The organism is Candidatus Francisella endociliophora (genome assembly GCF_000764555.1).
In the GTDB taxonomy this organism is placed as follows: Bacteria; Pseudomonadota; Gammaproteobacteria; order Francisellales; family Francisellaceae; genus Francisella; species Francisella endociliophora.
The window spans coordinates 1,862,290-1,881,990 of the sequence record NZ_CP009574.1 but is presented as its reverse complement, the minus strand read 5'-3'; the positions used below and the strand labels follow the sequence as shown (position 1 = coordinate 1,881,990).

The following is a 19,701-nucleotide window of genomic DNA, read 5'->3' as shown; positions in this document are numbered from 1 at the left end:
ATAAGAAGTAAGATATATTTAATACTTAATTATACTTATCAATTTTATTGGCTTATAAAATGAATGTGAGATATATTGCTAAATCTAATAAGATTAGCTTACTTTAGAAAAATTATGATTTCGAATTATCAGAATCATTATCTTTTGATGATTCTTCTTGAGTACTATCTTGAACAGGTTTATCTTGTTTTTCCTCATCAACAACAGGAGCAACTATTTTACCTTGATCTTCTTTTGGCTTATAACTATCACCATAATCACCCGGTTCACGCACTTCACGTCTTGCCATAAGATCATCTACCTGCATAGCATCTATAGTTTCATACTTCATTAGAGCTTCTGCCATAGCATGTAATATATCTACATTATCTTCAAGAAGTTTTTTAGCTTTAGCATAACTGGCATCTATTAGTTTGCGAACTTCTGAATCTACCTCACGAATTGTAGAATCTGAAATCTTAACAGTTTTTCCACCAGATCCACCAAATGGACCATCATCTTCTACATCATACAGAATTGTACCCATAGAATCAGATAAGCCCCAGCGAGCTACATAATTACGAGCAATATCTGTAGCCACTTGTATATCATTAGATGCTCCAGTAGTTACATGATCATAACCGAATATAAGTTCCTCAGCCAATCTACCACCAAAGATACTACATAAACGACCATGAAGCACAAGCCTACTTTGGCTAACAGTATCACCCTCTGGCATATACATAGTCACACCAAGAGCTCTACCTCTAGGAATAATACTTACTTTATAAACAGGATCATGCTCAGGCATCAATCTACCAATAATAGCATGACCAGCTTCATGATAAGCAGTAAGTTTCTTCTCTTTCTCAGTCATAGCCATAGTTCTTCTTTCAGAACCCATTAAGATCTTATCTTTAGCCTTTTCAAAGTCAGCCATTGTAACTTTATCTTTTGATTCTCTAGCTGCAAACAATGCTGCTTCATTGACAAGATTTGCAAGCTCTGCACCTGAGAATCCAGGAGTACCACGAGCAATCCAGTCAGCTCTAACATCATCACCAAGAGCAACTTTTTTCATGTGAACTTTAACAATAGCTTCACGCCCTTTTACAGTTGGTAGGCTAACATTTACTTGTCTATCAAATCTACCTGGTCTTAGTAAAGCTTTATCTAGAACATCTGGTCTGTTTGTTGCAGCAATAACAATTACACCTTCATTATCTGCAAAACCATCCATTTCAACTAGCATTTGGTTTAGGGTTTGCTCACGCTCATCATTACCGCCACCCATGCCTGAGCCACGATGACGACCTACAGCATCTATCTCATCGATAAACACTAAACATGGTGCTTTCTTCTTTGCTTGCTCAAACATATCACGTACACGAGAAGCACCAACACCAACAAACATCTCAACGAAATCTGAACCAGAAATTGAGAAAAATGGCACCTTCGCTTCACCTGCAATTGCTCTTGCAAGTAGAGTTTTACCAGTACCAGGAGGACCTACCATTAAGACACCTTTAGGGATCTTACCACCAATTTTTTCGTACTTTTTAGGCTCACGTAAGAAATCAACAATTTCAGCAACTTCTTCTTTTGCTTCATCAACACCTGCAACATCATCTAGTGTAACCTTAATCTCATCTTCGCCTAGTAGCTTAGCCTTACTTTTACCAACAGAGAAAGGCCCTCCTTTGCTACCACCGCCAGCTTTCACCATCATATAGATAAAGAAACCAAAGATAAGTAGCATTGGTAACCAGTTAAGTAAAAATGCCAAGAATAGATTTGGTTTTTCTGGAGCTTTTGCCTCAACTGTTGCCTTACTATCCTCAAGCTTACTAACCAGACTACCATCTAGTAACGGAGCATAAGTTACAAAGCTAGTACCTTCACTAGTTTTACCCGTAATTGTTCTACCATCAACATCTACAGAACTAATTTGATTATCCTTTAACTTAGAAACAAATGTTGAATAATTAATACTTTTTGACGCTCTATTTGTGTCATTAATACCATTGAAAAGCAGTAGCATCCCACCAATGATCAAAACCCAAAAAATAATATTTTTCACCATATTATTTTTATTGTCATTATTTTGTGCCATATATTTATATTTATCCTTTCTTTTTTATAAAATTTAAATCTTGGATTTTTAACTAATATACTATAGTAAAAAAATTACCTATTAGCTAGTCGTTTTACTAAATAATTGTATAATACTCTTACAGTATTAAGCAATACAGATGCTTTTGATTCTTAGTTTAATCTGATCTTTTATCAAAAAAATTAAAATGGTTTGTTATAACAATGGATAAAAATAAAATAATTGCCTATACAATTGGTATAGTTTTTCTGATTGAGCTAATTGATGGTTCAGCTCTAAATACAGCTCTTCCACAAATTGCAAACGATTTTCAAGTAAATGCTATCACTCTTAAAGTAGCTGTAACTGTTTACCTACTTGCTCTAGGATTATTTATCCCTGCATCAGGTTGGATCTCAGATAAAATAGGTTGCAAAAAACTTCTTATCATATCTTTGATAGGATTTATAATTTCTTCTGTAGCTTGTGGATTATCAACAAATATTATTAGCTTGGTTATATTTAGAGCTTTCCAAGGTGCTTTTGGAGCATTCACAGCACCAGTTGCTCGTTTAGCAATGGTTAGAATATTTAAAAATGATCGATTAACGGCGATGTCAATAGTAGCAGTTATTGCTACACTAGGCCCTGTTATTGGCCCCTTATTCGGTGGTGCAATGACTACTTATATTGGCTGGAGAATGATATTTTTTATTAATTTCCCCATTGTATTGACTTGTATAGTATTGATAAGTATCTATTTACCCAATATTTCAACAACAAAAATTAGAAAATTTGACCTTAAAGGATTCTTAATCCTTGGATCATCAATTGCTTTACTGATGTTTTTTATAGACCTTATGATCGATACAAGTATACTTCCCAACATAAAATGGCTAATGCTTATTATAGCAATAGTTCTTTTTATATTATATCTACGTCATGCAATACGATTAGGTGATGATGCTGTCATTAACCTAAATATTTTTAAAAATAACTGTTTTAAATACCTTACTATCATAAGCTCTACTACTCGCCTGCTTATAATGGGGATGTCTTTTCTTATTCCTCTATATTTACAAACAAAGCAAAATTTTTCAGCTTTTGAATCTGGATTAGCATTAATGTTTTTTATAATGCCTGCTTGGTATGTTAAAAAAATAGTGAGAAAAGTTTTAATAAACTTACATTTTTATAATTTTTTTGTAATGATCCTTAGCGTAATGGCTATTACATATTTAGGCTTAGGAATAGTTTTTATTCATTTTAACTTTTTTGCATTTTCTGCTCTACTTATAGTAATTGGTGTTTGCTTTGGACTGTTTACAATTATATGTAATGCCGGAATCTATAATTCTATTGAAAATGATGATCACATGAGTCCAGCAACAATAGTTAATAGTTCAATAATTCAACTTACAAATGCCTTTGCAATATCTTGGGCAAGTGTAGTTTTAGCAACTCTATCAGGAATTAAAAATATAAGCTTTGATTCTATAATATCTTCATCTGCATTTGCATGGATTCAAGTTATTTACTTCTTAGGTTTATTAGCTATCTTAGTTTACGTAGTTATATGTAAACCTAATAATTTAAGTGAAGTTCCAACATCTTAAAGTAAGCTCTTTAAATACTTACCAGTATAAGATTTTTTACATTTAACAATATCTTCCGGAGTTCCTTCAAATATTATCTGACCACCTTTATTGCCACCTTCTGGACCAAGATCAATAATCCAGTCAGCCATTTTTATAACATCTAAATTATGCTCAATAATCACTACAGTATTGCCTCTGTCACGCAGATCCATAATCACTTTTAGTAATTGATGAATATCGTAGAAATGCAAACCTGTAGTTGGCTCATCAAGTATATATAAAGTTTTACCTGTTGATCGTTTGGATAATTCTTTTGCTAATTTAACTCGCTGAGCTTCTCCGCCAGAAAGTGTTGTAGCGCTTTGTCCTAACTTAATATAAGAGAGTCCAACATTCATAAGAGCTTCTAGTTTACTCTTAATGCTTGGTACAGCATCATAAAATTCTACAGCTTCTTCGACTGTCATGTCTAACACTTCGTAAATATTTTTACCCTTATACTGCACAGCTAAAGTTTCACGATTATAACGCTTACCACCACAAACATCACAAGCAACATATACATCTGCCAAAAAGTGCATTTCTACTTTAATAACACCATCGCCCTGACAAGCTTCACAACGTCCTCCACGGACATTAAAGCTAAATCTACCAGCTGTATAACCTCTAGATCTTGCTTCTGCTGTTGCCGCAAATAGCTCACGAATAGGTGTAAATACTCCAGTATAAGTCGCAGGGTTTGATCTAGGTGTACGACCAATTGGAGATTGATCTATATCAATAACTTTATCAAGGTGATTAAACCCTTTATGCGAGTTATATTCCATTGGCACTAGTGTACTTCTATTTAACAATCTAGATGCTAATGGGTATAATGTTCTATTTATAAGTGTAGATTTACCAGATCCTGAAACACCTGTAACACAGGTTAGCACTCCCATAGGGATTTTCAAATCATCACCTTGAAGATTATTTCCAGATGCTCCTTTTATTTCTATATATCTATTCTTACTAGCTTTTAACCTAGTTTGAGGGACTTCAATCTTTTTACGTCCACTTAGATAGTCTGCCGTAAGAGATTTTTTATTTTTGATAATAGTATCGTATTTGCCAGAAGCAACAACTTCACCACCATGAACTCCAGCCATGGGACCCATATCTATAATATGGTCTGCTTGTCGCATAGCATCTTCATCATGCTCAACCACTATCACTGTATTACCTAGGTTTTTAAGATTATGTAAGGCATCTAGTAATCTTTGATTATCTCTTTGATGCAATCCTATTGATGGCTCATCTAAAATATACATAACTCCAACAAGCCCAGCACCAATTTGACTAGCTAACCTAATTCTTTGAGCCTCGCCACCAGATAAAGTATCAGCCTGTCGAGCTAAATTTAAATATTCTAAGCCTACATTTACCAAAAACTGCACTCTCAGTTTAATCTCTTTAAGTAAGTTTTCTGCTATAACCTGTTGCTGACCAACAAATTCAAGTCCATTAAGCCATGCAATTAAATCTTCTATAGATAATGCACAAACATCAGCGATATTTTTATCTGCTATAAAGATGTTACGTGCATATTCATTAACTCTAGCTCCATTACAAGATTTACACTTAAGATTACTCATTAACTCATATAAGTCTTTTTTGACCATATCTGAGTCAGATTCATAATACCTTCTTTCGAAATGAGGAATCACACCTTCAAAAGTTTTTTTACGAACTTGTCTACCACCCCTAATAGAGTCGACTGTCATTTCAATGACTTCACTTCCTGATCCATATAAAATTGTATCTTGTATTCTTTGTGGTAATTCTTCAAATGGCTTTTCTAAAGAAAACTTATAATGTTTTGCCAACGATTCAAGCTGTGAATAATAGTATTGATTTGCTTTGTTCCACTTAACAATAGCTCCTCTTTTCAATGATAATGATGAGTCAACAATAACTTTTTTCTCATCAAAAAATTCTTTCACTCCCAAACCATCACAACTTGAACAAGCACCTAATGGACTATTGAAAGAGAATATTCTTGGCGATAATTCTTTAAGAGCAAAGCTACATAAAGGGCAAGCGTGCTTTGAGGAAAACAACATATCTTCAACATTATCATCACCCATATTTGTTAGCTTAACAATACCATTACCAAGATCTAAAGCAGTTTCAATTGACTCTGCTATACGTTGCTCATTTTCTTTTTTAGGTTTAAACCTATCAACAACAACATCAATATTATGTTTTTTGTATCGATCCAATTCAGGATAATCTTCATCAAGGTTATAAAACTCTCCATTTATTCGCACACGAATATAGCCTTGAGCTAGTATCTTATCTAAAAGTGTATGATGTGTCCCTTTTTTCTCAGAAATAATTGGAGCTAATATCATTAATCTAGAACTATCATCAAACTCCAGAATCTTATCAACCATTTGACTAACAGTTTGTGCTTTTAACTCTATTTGATGAGTAGGACATTTTGGCGTTCCAGCTCTAGCAAAAAACACTCTCAAATAATCATAGATCTCTGTTACAGTTCCAACTGTTGAACGAGGATTATGTGAAGTTGTTTTTTGATCAATAGAAATAGCTGGTGAAAGCCCTTCAATATGCTCGACTTCCGGTTTATCCATCATTGATAGAAATTGTCTAGCATAAGATGATAGAGACTCAACATATCTTCTTTGACCCTCTGCATATAGAGTATCAAAAGCTAATGATGATTTACCTGAACCACTAAGTCCTGTAATAACAGTTAACTTGTCTCGAGGTATTTCAACATCAATATTTTTTAGATTATGGGTTTTTGCACCCTGAATAATGATTTTTTTCATAAAGAACTTAATAAAGAGATATCCGTTAGATTTTTATAGATTACTTATATTCTACTTCTACGATTTCGTAAGTTACTTTACCTTTTGGAGTATCAAGAACAATCTCATCGCCCTCTTCTTTTTTGATTAAAGCACGAGCCAAAGGCGCAACTACAGATATTTTATGATTATCGATATCTGCTTCATCTTCTCCTACGATCTGGTAAGTAGTTTCTTCTTCTGTTTTAACATTCATAACAGTAACTGTTGCCCCAAAGATTACCATACCATTTGCATTAATTTTAGTTACATCAATTACTTGGGCATTTGATAGTTTTGCTTCAATATCTTTGATTCTACCTTCGATAATACCTTGCTTTTCCCTAGCAGCATGATACTCAGCATTTTCTTTTAAATCACCGTGATCACGAGCTTCTGCAATAGCCTCAATAATAGCAGGTCTTTCAACCTTTTTAAGTTTATCTAACTCTGTTCTTAGGGCTTGTTCTCCAGCTGGAGTCATAGGTATTCTATCAGTTGTCATTATTATATTCTCCTTTGATAATAAACATGAAAATTATTCGCAAGTATATGAGCCACCACCATCTCTAGTTGGGCTATCGGTATAAATAACTCTACCCACCAAATTCGTGATTAAAGCAGCTTGATATTGATTTGTTCTATCACAATATGTAATGTTCCCATTTCCTGTGGCCATAAAGCCATTTGGATTAATTCTTATAAAACTTGGACTACCTGCTAAATTTATATAAATATTTTCACCATGTCCTTGGGCCAGATTCGCAATAATTTCATCGTTATCACCATCATATGTAGTTGTACCATCAGCACTTTCAAAAGCTACAATAGGGTTATCGCCCCAAGACCTTTCAGTTGAACATGCAAAACTATTAGGATCAAGCTTACCATTGCTATCAAAACTATCAGGTGTTGCTGCACAAATAACTACTGTTTGCCCATCTGTACGCGCTCTGATAACACCAAACTCAATTAGTTTCTGTAAGTTTGTCAAACGAGTTTCTGCAAATGTCTTATAGTAAAAAGTAAATGAGCTAATTGCTGCCATCATAAGTATAGTCATGATAGCAATTACAACCATCACCTCTACCAATGAAAAACCTTTCTTTTTACTTCTAACCATTTCTTACTTAGTTACCTTTGCTATTAACATTTTTGTTGACTCATCAAGATTCTCATATTCATCTGACGATCTATCTGCCATAGCTTTTAAAATATTTTTGCCTAATTTTTTACCAAGCTCAACACCCCATTGATCATAGCTATTAACATTCCACAAAACACCTTGAACAAATATCTTATGCTCATATAAAGCAATCAATGCTCCAAGGCTAAATGGACTTAGCTCGTCAAGTAAAATTGTAGTACTTGGCCTATTACCTGGTATTACTTTGTGAGGAGCAAGTTCTTTCGCTTCAGCCTCACTTAATCCAGATTTTAACAAATCATTATAAACCATCTCGTACGATTGTCCAAACATTAGTGCTTGAGACTGCCCAAAGCAGTTTGCTAGAAGAGCATCTTGATGATTTTGATAATTATGATGACTATTCGTAACAGCAATAAAATCAACAGGGATAAAAACATTTCCCTGATGTAAAAGCTGATGAAAAGCATGTTGTCCATTTGTTCCAACACCACCCCACAAAACCACTCCTGTTTGATAATTAACAGTTTCTCCAGCTAAATTTACAGATTTTCCATTACTTTCCATATCTGCTTGTTGAAGATAGTCAACGAAATAACATAGTCTCTCATCATAAGGTAATAATGCCTGAGATTGACTATTATAAGCACATGAGTAAAAACTTGCTAACAATCCCATAATCACAGGAATATTTTTATCAAAATCTGTTTCTTGAAAATGCTTATCTACAGAATACGCTCCAGCTAAAAGTTTCTCAAAATTAGCATAGCCAACTGCAAAAGCTATCGACATACCGATAGATGACCATAAAGAATAACGTCCCCCTACCCAATCCCACATTTTATAACAATGCTGTAGATCTATACCAAATTCTTCTACTTTATCAAGTTTACTTGATATAGCTATAAAATGATTAGCAACTGCTTTTTCATTTTCATAATGATCTAATAGCCATTCTCTAGCTGAAATCGAGTTTAAAAGAGTTTCCTCTGTTGAAAAAGATTTTGAAGCCACTATAAATAAAGTAGTCTCTGGATCAACCACATGTAAAGCTTGTAACAATGAATCAGCATCCACATTTGAAACAAAATGCACTTTTAAACCTATACAATGATAAGGTTGCAATGCTCTAACAACCATCTTAGGACCAAGATCAGAGCCACCAATACCAATATTTACAACATCAGTAATTTTCTTACCAGAAAAACCTTTCCATTCTCCAGAAACCACTTTTTCAACTAATTCTTTTACTCGCTGTTTTTCCTCTTTGACTTCCTTGCGAATATCTTGACCATCTACAATTAAAGGTGAATCTGATAAGTCACGCAAAGCGGTATGTAATACAGCTCTATTTTCAGTAGAGTTAATTTTCTCACCAGAGAACATTTGTGCTATTTTGCTCTTTAAATCAGATTGCTCAGCGGCCCCTAACAATGAAGACAGAATAGTGTCATTTATAAGATTTTTTGAATAATCAAAGTATATACCACCATGCTTTAATGAAAATTTCTCAAGTCGCTTGCTATCACTTACGAACTCTTGTTTTAAATTAATATTCTGTTGTTTTAGTTGTTTTTTTGAATCATTACAAAATTGCATTTAATCTGTCCTTATATTTCGCATGCGATATAAATAATAAAATATCCCCGCTCGAATAAGATATTTCAACCTTATCTTGCGTAGCATAATTTCTTGCGCCTGTATTTGTATCTATACTTAAGCACTCTCCACTCAAAGGATATGCAAGACCATTATAATATATATCCTTTGCATATCCAAAAGGCATCACTGAAAACATCTTACCATCCACATTGGTAACAGAGTATTTTTCAGGTATGAAAAAGTACCTTGAATAAATATCTATAAACTCAATATCTATTTTATTTTTATAGTTCTTAGCTATAGAAATATTACACAAAAAATGATCCATCTCACCTTCAGAAGCTCCGAATACAAAAACCTTTTCAAAGCCTTGTGAAATTATATAATTAAGAGATTTTTCAAAATCTGTTGAGTATTGATCATGATCAACTAAAAATAGTGAACTATCAGAGACTAATAAAGAATCAAAATCCCCTATAACTTTCTTTATTTTTAAGTTTAGTTGTTCTGATTGCTTAACTATTCTATATGCACCATCAGCACAAAAAATATCAAGGCCGGTAAATTTATCTTGGATATATTTCTCACAAAAAGCTAAATCTATTTTACCATTTAGAAAAAGTATTGCTTGACGAAAAAACATTAAGCCATTTATTAGTCGTTAGAATTTAGTAGATTATAACTTATAAAGATCAAATTTAAGAACTTTTTAAGATTGATAATTAGGTGGCTCTTTAGTAATTGTAATATTATGCACGTGAGATTCATTAAAACCAGCACCTGTAATTTGTACAAATGTAGGCTCTGTACGCATAGTTTGAATATCTTTCGAACCTGTATAACCCATGCTTGATTTTAAACCACCGATTAACTGATGAATAACTGCCGAAAGTAAACCTTTGTAAGGTACTCTGCCTTCAACTCCTTCAGGTACAAACTTTTTAGCTTCCGTATCACCTTGAAAATATCTATCAGACGATCCTTGTTCCATCGCACCAAGAGATCCCATACCACGGTAAGATTTATAAGAGCGACCTTGGAAAAGTTCAACTTCACCAGGAGACTCTTCTGTACCACCAAATAAACCACCAATCATAACTACAGATGCTCCAGCAACGATAGCTTTTGCGATATCCCCTGAAAATCTGATGCCTCCATCTGCTATAACTGGCACCCCTGTTCCTTCTAAAGCTTCAGCTACATTTGAAATAGCGGTAATCTGAGGAACACCAACACCAGCTACAATTCTAGTAGTACAAATAGATCCTGGACCAATACCTACTTTAACAGCATCAGCTCCTGCCTCAACAAGATCTTTTGCAGCTTCTGCTGTGGCAATATTACCACCGATAATTTGAATATTAGGGTAGTTATCTTTTACCCATTTAACCATATCAAGCACTCCTTGAGAGTGTCCATGAGCTGTATCAACCACTATAATATCAACACCTTCTGCTGCCAATGCTGCTACACGCTCCTTAGTATCTGCTGCAGTACCAACTGCTGCACCAACTCTTAAACGCCCTAGAGAATCTTTACACGCATTAGGTTTATTCTGTGATCTTTCAATATCTTTTGTTGTAATCAAGCCAACTAACTCACCCTGATCGTTTACAACAAGTAATTTTTCTATTTTATGTTCATGTAATTTCTTTTTGATAGATCCTTGAGAAGCATCTTCAGCAACAGTTACAAGCTGATCTCTAAGTGTCATAATAGAACTAACTGGCTCATCAAGATCTTTTGCAAACCTAAAATCTCTCTTTGTAACAATACCAACTGTTTTATTATTTTCATCGACTACTGGAAAGCCTGAAAAATTATGCTCTTTTGCTAACTGCATAATCTCTTTAATCGGACTTTCTTGCTTAACAGTAATTGGATCAATTACCATGCCATTTTCGAATCTTTTTACTTTTTTGACTTCTTGAGCTTGAGCCTGAATTGACATATTTTTATGAATAATACCAATACCACCCTCTTGAGCTATTGCGATAGCAAGACGAGACTCTGTTACAGTATCCATTGCAGCTGAAACAAGAGGAATATTTAGCTCGATATCTTTTGTGATATTTGTTTTCAAATCAACCTGATGAGGAAGGACATTTGAATATCTAGGTGAAAGCAATACATCATCAAAAGTGATTGCTTGTTGAGTAATTCTTAACATTTTAATCTCCGTAATTAAAGTCTAAGGATAGGATTTAATTACAGTGGAATTTTATCACATAAGAAAAAATATACTAGAGAAAATAGCAAATATAGAATAAAAATATTTTTATTTTGCCTGAGAAAGTAAATAATGTGTTAATAATGGTACCGGACGTCCTGTAGCTTTACAATTAGCAAAATCTCCCATAGCAGATCCTGCTATATCAAGATGAGCCCATTCATAATCTTCTGTGAACTTAGATAAGAACAAACCAGCAACAATTGAACCCGCAGATCTATCACGACCACAATTATCCATATCAGCCACTTTACTATCTAACTTTTTCATATATGGCTTATGAAGAGGAAGTCTCCAAACCAAATCATTGGAAGCATTAGCAGCTTGTTCTAAACTATTTGCTAATTTATCACTGTTTGCCATAAGTCCAGAGAACGCATCTCCAAGAGATACAATCATAGCACCTGTAAGTGTTGCCATGTTAATCACATATTTTGGCTTATATTTACCAATATAAGTTAAAGTATCACAAAGAACTAGCCTACCTTCTGCATCCGTATTGCTAACTTCTACTGTTATACCTTTCATACTCTTAAGCACGTCACCTGGTCTATATGATCTTGCATCAACGGCATTCTCTGCAAGTCCCATAACACCTACAACATTAATTGGTAGATTCAGCATTGCTAGAGTTTTCATGGTTCCCATTACAGCTGCAGCACCACCCATATCCATTTTCATAGAGTCCATGCCAGCTGCTGGCTTAATACATACACCACCATTGTCAAAAACTAGCCCTTTCCCAACTAAAACTATTGGAGCTTGTCCTTCATCACCGCCATTGTACTCCATACAGACAGTATAATTTGACATGTCCGAACCACGACCAACTGCTAAAGCACACCCCATACCTAATTCAGCCATAGCATCTTGATCTAGGTAATCTAGATTAAATGTTTCATACTTGGAAGTAAGCTCTCTCGCTTCATTTAGCATATAGTCTGTATTACAGATATTTGCTGGTAAGTTTTGTAAATCTTTTGCATAGTTTTGACCACATGCAATAGCAGAGCCTACTTTTGCAGACTCCTCTATATCATGATTACCAGAATAGACTATTTCTATTTTATCCAAAGAGTATGTTTGTTTTTTTGACTTTAATTGATCAAAAACATAAGTTTCTGAAATAAGTGCTCTAACAGTTTCTAAAGTATACTGTTGAATATTACCATCAAAGAAATATTCTAAATTTACAGATATTTCTTTTAGATCAAGCTTTTTAAGTTCTTCAGTAAGTTTAGCTATGAGAGTATCATATTCTGAAGCAATAAATTCTTGCTTTAAACCTAAACCCAATAGAATAACTGTTTTTTCACCATGAAGTAATGGTAAAACCTCTCCAGCCTTTGCTTTAAAGATCTTTCTATCTAATAAAGCTTTTGAATTTGGACATTTTGTTTCTTCTACAAGTTTTTGCAAATTTTCTTGAGCTATAAGCACTACTTCTGCAGATAAAGTTGCTTCATTGTTTACTATTATTTTCATCTTTTAACAAGATCTCCTATTTTTTTACTAAAGTTTTTAACTTAGAAATAATATCAGAAATAAACTGACTGGAACACCTGTATTATACTAAAATCTTCCCCTATATAATAATTTTAATAACTTGCTTTAAGTGTAAAGCAAGATAAATCTAAAAGATAAGGTAAAAAAGAAATCACATTCGAAGAAATATTTAACTAATTTTCCAATCCATACCCTTCTTGGAACAAGCTATAATTATGACTTCGAACTTCTTCCATATTTTTCGGCCAAGCAAATGGTAAAGTATTACTATAGTACTCTTTGCCATTTATTTTAGTCTTAAATGACTTAAGTTTATAACTGCCTGTAATAACATTTGCTACAGCCTGCCCCCCACTTGTGCCTGGTAGCCATGCTGCAATCATAGCATTACTATTCTGTAATGGCGCTTTATCATTACCATCAGTAATAACTAGAGGTCTACCTGATTGAACAACAGTTATAATAGGTATACCTAAGGCTTTTAATTTTTTAATTTCTTTTGCTTGTTTTTTAGTAAACTTAAGCCCTAAAAATTTTGACTGTGGCTTTTTATACTCATCTGCATATAAAGGACTATTGTTATCAACATCACCGTGATACTCTGCATATGGTTTTTCTGATAAAACAACAAGTGCAATAGTATTATTTTTACTTAGATTATCTTTATCATCCTTGTTTAGTTTAGTTATAAAATTAGTATCTTTAGAAAAATTATTTTTTAATCCATCAATATAGCTCATTGCACCACTATGTTTTTTAGCCTCAGATCCCGGTAGCCACCATTGATTACCTGTAAACCCTTGCCACAAAACAGTCCAACCACCATTTTGTTTACCAATATCATCATAATCACCTATTAATACAACATTCTTAATATCACTTGGATCTACAGGTAAGGTTTTATTATCATTCTTTAAAAGTACTAAAGACTGCTCAGCTGCTTTAAGACTGGCTTTTTGCACCTGTTTATTATCAACAGGCTTCATTTTTGATTTCATTGCAAGCTTAACTGCTATAATTCTAGTAACTGCATCATCTATACGAGACATTGGTATTCTTTTTTGTTCTATAGCAAATTTTATAGCTTTTAACATGTCCACATCATTACTATAGTTGTAGCCTTCTAGTGTTTTTGGCCAAGGCGTTTTATTTTGATGAGTGTATAATGAATTTATATCTTTAGATTGCTCACCTAAAAAATCTTTAGGATAGTGGTTTGGTATAGCTGTATTAAATATACCTAACATTATCATATCTACACCGCTATTTATTGACATAGATAATGAATCAATAAATGAGATTTGACTATCTTTGTTAAGCATATTATATTTAGCCTGAGCTTTTGAAATAGCTGCATAGTCAGATACTACAATACCTTCAAATTTGTAACCTGCTATCCCTGTAGTAGTTATTCTTTGTAAAAGATCCTTATCACCACCATAGTGCATAGGAATTCCATTTAAACTACTATACGATGGCATTAAGCTACCAACATTAGCATCAATAGCTCCTCTATAACCAGCTCCATCAACTGCCCATAACTCATCTATATTATCAATTTCAGTATTACCTTCATCTAAACCGTTAACAGTTCTACCATCACCTATAAAATGCTTAACTGTTGCTAAAGCTCCAGTAATATGATTATTTTGTGTTGCTTGCAACCCCTCAACGAAGTTATATGCCATTGATTTTACAATATCTGGATTTTGTGAGAACGACTCATACGTTCTACCCCATCTATAATCATGAGCAATTGCTACAGTTGGTGCATACACCCAATTAAAACCTGATTCTAGCGTACCAGCTGCTGTCATTTTAGCAGCCTCTTTTACTAATTTAGGATTATGTGTAGCCCCTAATCCAATATTTTGAGGAAATAATGGAGATCCTATGACATGCTGATTACCATGAACTTCATCTGTACCTAATAAAAGCTCTGTTCCTTTTGGTCCAGAATACTGGCTTTTAGCAAGTCTAGCAATTTTTTGCCACATTTTAAGTGATGGATCATTTGCGTCAAAAGGCACATCATTTCCACCAACAAGTATTGAACCAATATGATATTTTTTAATCTTATCTAGACCAAATTTTTTAATAAGTTTATCGTCTGATAGAGATTCTAAATATTTAGCATCTTCAGGATTAGGAATCATAATAGTTGTCGTAGGTACAATCATTTGACCTATTTTTTCATCTAATGTCATCTTAGCTACTATTTTCCTAGCCTTCATTAAATATGGATTATAAAAGCTCTCTTGAATGTTATTTGGGTTAACTGTTGTTATTGCTGTTTCAGCAACAGCACACGCCATCATACTAGAAGCTATAAGAGCTCCAACAAACAATTTCTTTTTCATGTTCTTTCCTTATATTTGGTTAAATACCACTATGAAAACGAAATTCACTATCAGGTGATAGAATAAGTTCTTTTTCAATTTCACCAATTCTTTTAATATCTACAGAAATATTCTTTGATGAATATTTTTCTGCAAAACTCAGATAAATTGTAAAATGCCTCTTTTCAGACTCCAAAAGACCACTATAAAACTTCTGTAAATCAGCATCTAAGAACGGTGCTATCTTAGCAAACCTCTCACATGAACGAGCTTCTATATATGCCCCTATTATCAAAGCATCTATAAACCGGCCTTCTCTATCTGTTCTAGCGACCTTAATTAACTCTCCAGCATATCTTGATGCTGATATAGCTTTATACTCAATATTACGCTTTTTTAAGATTCTCATTACCTGCTCAAAATGTACCAGCTCTTCACGCGCTATTCTTGACATTCTTGTAACTAAATCATATTTGTCTGGATGCCTATAAATATATGTCATTGCCGATGATGCTGCCTTCATCTCACAATGAGCATGATCAATCAGCATTAACTCTATATTATCTAGTGCTTTTTTAACCCATTGATCAGGAGTTACGCATAATAAAAAATCCTCAATAGAAGCAAAGTTTGCATATAAACTATCAGTCATATTATATAAATTATTCATAGATAAATTCTGAATATATTATAAAGAAATATATAAATAATAGTACTCTTTTAAAAAATAGTGTAAACTGATCGTCCTTTGCCTTTAATAAATGATTTATGAATAAAGAACATGATCAAAAATTAATTGAAGCTGCAAAAGCTAGCTTTGAAAATGCTTATGCTGTATTTTCTAACTTTAAAGTTGGGGCAGCCTTGCTAATGAAGGACGGCAATATTATAAATAGTTCAAATGTAGAAACCTCTATACTAGGATTATCTGTTTGTGCTGAAAGAAATGCTATCTTTTATGCCTATAGCCAAGGTTACCGTAAAGATGATATTCTAAAAATAGCAATTGTTGCAGATACTGAAAAACCTGTATCTCCATGTGGCGCTTGTCGTCAAATTATGTCAGAACATCTAAAGCTAGATTGTCCAATCCTACTAACAAATATAAATGAAACTTCAAAAATAGAAACTAATATACAAGATTTATTACCTTATATGTTTACACTGTAATAATCCTTATTAGTTACTTTAAGCCTCTTCACCCAATAACTTTTTGATTAATACTACAGCGAATACTGTAAGTACAAAGGCTACAACTCCTATAATAGAAAAAATATTAAAGCTACCTAAATAAACTTGTTTTAACTCTATTATATTAGTTACTCCCTCTGGGATAGCTGCTACATTTGCAATAACACCCGCCACATAGCCTCCAACCCCCATATTAACCAACCATAATCCCATATAGCCACCTACCTGACCTTTTGGAGCTAATCTAGTAGCTAATGATAAACCAATAGCTGACACAAATAACTCAGCTAGTGCCAAAATTATATAACTTAAAACAACCCAATTACCATTAACTAATTGAGTTGTTGATTTACCAGATAAGTGTATACCTACAATCAATGTAGTAAACATAAATACAAGTAAGAACATTCCTGTAAGATATTTATATACATCAAGAATATTAACTTTTTTCCACAATATTCCTAAAAATACACCACCAATTAATATAGTAATATTATTAAAGGCTACAAAAGCTTGTGTTGGGATACTTATAAAACCTAATATTTTATGATCAACAACTCTTTCAATAAATAAGTTTAATGACATAAATAGCTGATTATACAATGCCCAGAAAAACACAGCTATAAATAAAAACACTAAATATGATAGTGCTTTTTTAAAGTCTTGTGAGCCTTTTGCTCCTTTAAATAGAACAAACAAGCTAAAAATAATCACTAAAGCAAAGAAAACACTAGATACATTAGGATTATATATTACAATAACGCCTATAATAGCTCCGATAAGTGTTAAAACTATTGCAGCTATCCAACTATAAATAGTCACCTCTCTTCTATATAGTTTCAAATTCATTAATTTAAAACCAAAATAAAAAGTTAACGTTCCAACTATTAGCATAAATGCAGAAGTAATAAATATTGCACTACCACCAAGATATTTATAAATATAGCCCGCCATAATATTTCCTACCAAAGCACCTATATTTATACCAACATAAAATATTGTAAAACCACTCTGACGATGAGTATCGCTAGCATCATAACTATGACCAAGATAGCTCCCAACATTAGTCTTAAGCAACCCTGTTCCACTACATACAACACCTAAAGCCACACAAAAAGTAAATAAATCTTGAGCTAATGCTAGATATGAGTAACCAATAACAAGGACTATACCACCCAAAATGACACTTCTATAGTAACCTATTATTTTATCTGCTATTTGACCAGCTAATACTGATGTTATATATAAAATAGCTGTAAATGAACCTACTATAATATTTGCTCTAGAATCATCCAAATTAAATCTTTGGATTAATATAAATATTACCGTTGTTGATATAAGCATATAACCAAATCTTTCCCACATCTCTGTAAGAAAACATATAGGCAATGCTTTGGGATGTTTCAAACTACTATTAGACATCAAAATCTCCTAAAATTAAAAGTAAAATAGACATCCTAATTTTACTTCAATTTTGGACTATTTTTTATATTTTTTAATAGATATTAAAATCTTAGGAAAATTATGCTTCTTCACCAAGCATTTTTTTAATGCAAAATGCTGCTATTAAAGTAGCTAGAAATGCGACAACCGCTATAGTTATATAAATATTAAACCCACTTAAATATATTTGTTTTAATCTTATAATATCTGAACCTTTATCTGGTATAGCTGCATAATTAGCAATAATACCGGCAACAAAAGCACCTATTCCAACATTCACAAGCCATAAGCCCATATAGCCCCCTATCTGACCATTAGGAGCTAGTCGAGTTGCCAATGATAATCCAATAGCAGAAACAAATAGTTCAGACAAACCAAGCAATATGTAGCACAGAACAACCCAATTACCATTGACAAGGTTTTCACTATTCACTCCAGATAAATGGACTCCTACTGCCACGGCTACAAACATAAACATCAAAATAAACATACCAAGAGTATATTTATAGATATCTAATAAATGAATACGTTTCCAAACTACACCAAGAATCACACCTCCAACTAGAATAGTTCCTGCATTAAATACTAAGAATGCTTGTGTTGGAATAGTAAACAATCCTAAAACTTTATGATCAACAACTCTATCAATGAATAAGTTCAAAGACATAAAAATTTGATTATATAATGCCCAAAAGGCAATAGCTATTACTAAAAAGACTAAGTATGAAATAGCTTTTTTAAGATCTTGTGAATTATTTGCACCTTGAAAAACAATAACTAAGCTAAAAATAATAACAAGTACTAAAAACACATTTGAAACACTAGGATAATAAATCACAAACACACTAATGCATGTCCCTATTAGAGTTAAAATAATCCCCAATATCCAGCTACTTATAGAAACATTCTTTCTATACAGTGTTAATCCAGCTTTTTTAAATCCAAAATAAAATCCCAACGTTCCTAATACCAACATTATAGCTGCAGTTAATAATGTAGCCTTTTCACCAAAATTATTATATAAATAACCAGCAGATGATAATCCTAAAAGAGCTCCAACATTAATACCAACATAAAATATAGTAAAACCACTCTGACGATGCTTATCACCAGGTTTATAACTATGGCCAAGATAACTGCCTATATTTGTTTTTAAAGAGCCTGTTCCACTACATACAACACCTAATGCTACACAAAAAGTAAATAGATCTTGTGCAAAAGCCAAATATGTATAACCAACAATTAGAAATATACCGCCTAAAATAACACTTCTATAATAGCCCAAAAGTCTATCAGCAACTTGACCAGCTAGAACAGATGTTATAAAAAGCATAGCTGTAAATGATCCAACTATAAGATTTGCTTTATGATCTGATAAATCAAACCTTTGTATAAGTATAAATACAACAGTTGATGCTATAATAGCATTACCGAACCTCTCCCACATTTCCGTAAGAAAACATATAGGTAATGCTTTAGGGTGTTTAACACTATGCTCCGACATAAAATCTCCAAAATTAAAAGCAAAATTAAAAGCAAAATTAAGATTTAAATTTTAACCTAAAAACTTTCAATTTAAAATTTTATTCTGAAGAATTTTTTATAAAAAATATTTGAAAATAAGTGGTGGGTTGTACAGGATTCGAACCTGTGACCAATTGGTTAAAAGCCAACTGCTCTACCGACTGAGCTAACAACCCGAAGTGATGTTGAGTATTA

At 33.0% G+C, this 19,701-nt stretch carries 14 protein-coding genes and 1 tRNA gene; 2 read left to right on the top strand and 13 right to left on the bottom strand.

Annotated elements, in window-relative coordinates; all coding sequences use genetic code 11:
- Positions 1-112: 112 nt before the first annotated feature.
- Entirely contained in the window at positions 113-2,092 is a 1,980-nt protein-coding gene (gene ftsH, locus QI37_RS09190) for an ATP-dependent zinc metalloprotease FtsH (RefSeq protein WP_040010502.1), read from the bottom strand.
- A gap of 203 nt (positions 2,093-2,295) precedes the next feature.
- On the opposite strand from ftsH, the gene QI37_RS09185 reads away from it, so the two are divergent.
- Positions 2,296-3,687 (top strand): MFS transporter, encoded by a 1,392-nt coding sequence (locus QI37_RS09185; protein ID WP_040010501.1) that lies wholly within the window; start codon positions 2,296-2,298, stop codon positions 3,685-3,687.
- On the opposite strand, the gene uvrA is transcribed toward QI37_RS09185, so the two are convergent.
- The 9 genes from uvrA to QI37_RS09140 form a co-directional block, all read right to left on the bottom strand.
- Positions 3,684-6,506, bottom strand: a complete 2,823-nt coding sequence (gene uvrA, locus QI37_RS09180; RefSeq protein WP_040010500.1) for an excinuclease ABC subunit UvrA — start codon at positions 6,504-6,506, stop codon at positions 3,684-3,686. The genes QI37_RS09185 and uvrA overlap by 4 nt on opposite strands.
- A 40-nt stretch (positions 6,507-6,546) precedes the next feature.
- Positions 6,547-7,029, bottom strand: coding sequence for a transcription elongation factor GreA (gene greA / locus QI37_RS09175; RefSeq protein WP_040010499.1), 483 nt, complete (start codon positions 7,027-7,029; stop codon positions 6,547-6,549).
- Positions 7,030-7,062: 33 nt separating this feature from the next.
- Positions 7,063-7,647: a pilus assembly FimT family protein gene (locus QI37_RS09170; RefSeq protein WP_040010498.1), complete on the bottom strand. Its 585-nt coding sequence runs from the start codon at positions 7,645-7,647 to the stop codon at positions 7,063-7,065.
- 3 nt (positions 7,648-7,650) lie between these two features.
- A complete protein-coding gene (gene pgi / locus QI37_RS09165; RefSeq protein ID WP_040010497.1) occupies positions 7,651-9,270 on the bottom strand; it encodes a glucose-6-phosphate isomerase in 1,620 nt (539 codons plus the stop codon).
- Positions 9,257-9,916, bottom strand: coding sequence for a thiamine diphosphokinase (locus QI37_RS09160; RefSeq protein WP_040010496.1), 660 nt, complete (start codon positions 9,914-9,916; stop codon positions 9,257-9,259). The genes pgi and QI37_RS09160 overlap by 14 nt, the downstream gene beginning before the upstream one ends.
- A gap of 66 nt (positions 9,917-9,982) precedes the next feature.
- Positions 9,983-11,443: an IMP dehydrogenase gene (gene guaB, locus QI37_RS09155; RefSeq protein WP_040010495.1), complete on the bottom strand. Its 1,461-nt coding sequence runs from the start codon at positions 11,441-11,443 to the stop codon at positions 9,983-9,985.
- A gap of 108 nt (positions 11,444-11,551) precedes the next feature.
- Entirely contained in the window at positions 11,552-12,988 is a 1,437-nt protein-coding gene (locus QI37_RS09150; RefSeq protein ID WP_040010494.1) for a leucyl aminopeptidase, read from the bottom strand.
- A gap of 194 nt (positions 12,989-13,182) precedes the next feature.
- A complete protein-coding gene (locus QI37_RS09145; protein ID WP_040010493.1) occupies positions 13,183-15,369 on the bottom strand; it encodes a glycoside hydrolase family 3 protein in 2,187 nt (728 codons plus the stop codon).
- A 19-nt stretch (positions 15,370-15,388) separates the two neighbouring features.
- Positions 15,389-16,000: a MiaE family protein gene (locus QI37_RS09140; RefSeq protein WP_040010779.1), complete on the bottom strand. Its 612-nt coding sequence runs from the start codon at positions 15,998-16,000 to the stop codon at positions 15,389-15,391.
- A 116-nt stretch (positions 16,001-16,116) separates the two neighbouring features.
- Between QI37_RS09140 and cdd the strand changes: the two genes are divergently transcribed.
- A complete protein-coding gene (gene cdd / locus QI37_RS09135) occupies positions 16,117-16,518 on the top strand; it encodes a cytidine deaminase (protein ID WP_040010492.1) in 402 nt (133 codons plus the stop codon).
- An 18-nt stretch (positions 16,519-16,536) separates the two neighbouring features.
- Here the strand turns inward: cdd and QI37_RS09130 are convergent, their stop codons facing one another.
- The 3 genes from QI37_RS09130 to QI37_RS09120 form a co-directional block, all read right to left on the bottom strand.
- Positions 16,537-17,961 carry a peptide MFS transporter gene (locus QI37_RS09130; RefSeq protein WP_040010491.1) on the bottom strand — a complete coding sequence of 475 codons (1,425 nt, stop codon included), beginning with the start codon at positions 17,959-17,961 and terminating at the stop codon, positions 16,537-16,539.
- Between the two features lie 100 nt (positions 17,962-18,061).
- Entirely contained in the window at positions 18,062-19,486 is a 1,425-nt protein-coding gene (locus QI37_RS09125; protein WP_040010490.1) for a peptide MFS transporter, read from the bottom strand.
- Between the two features lie 120 nt (positions 19,487-19,606).
- Positions 19,607-19,682 (bottom strand) — tRNA-Lys (locus QI37_RS09120).
- Positions 19,683-19,701: the final 19 nt, after the last annotated feature.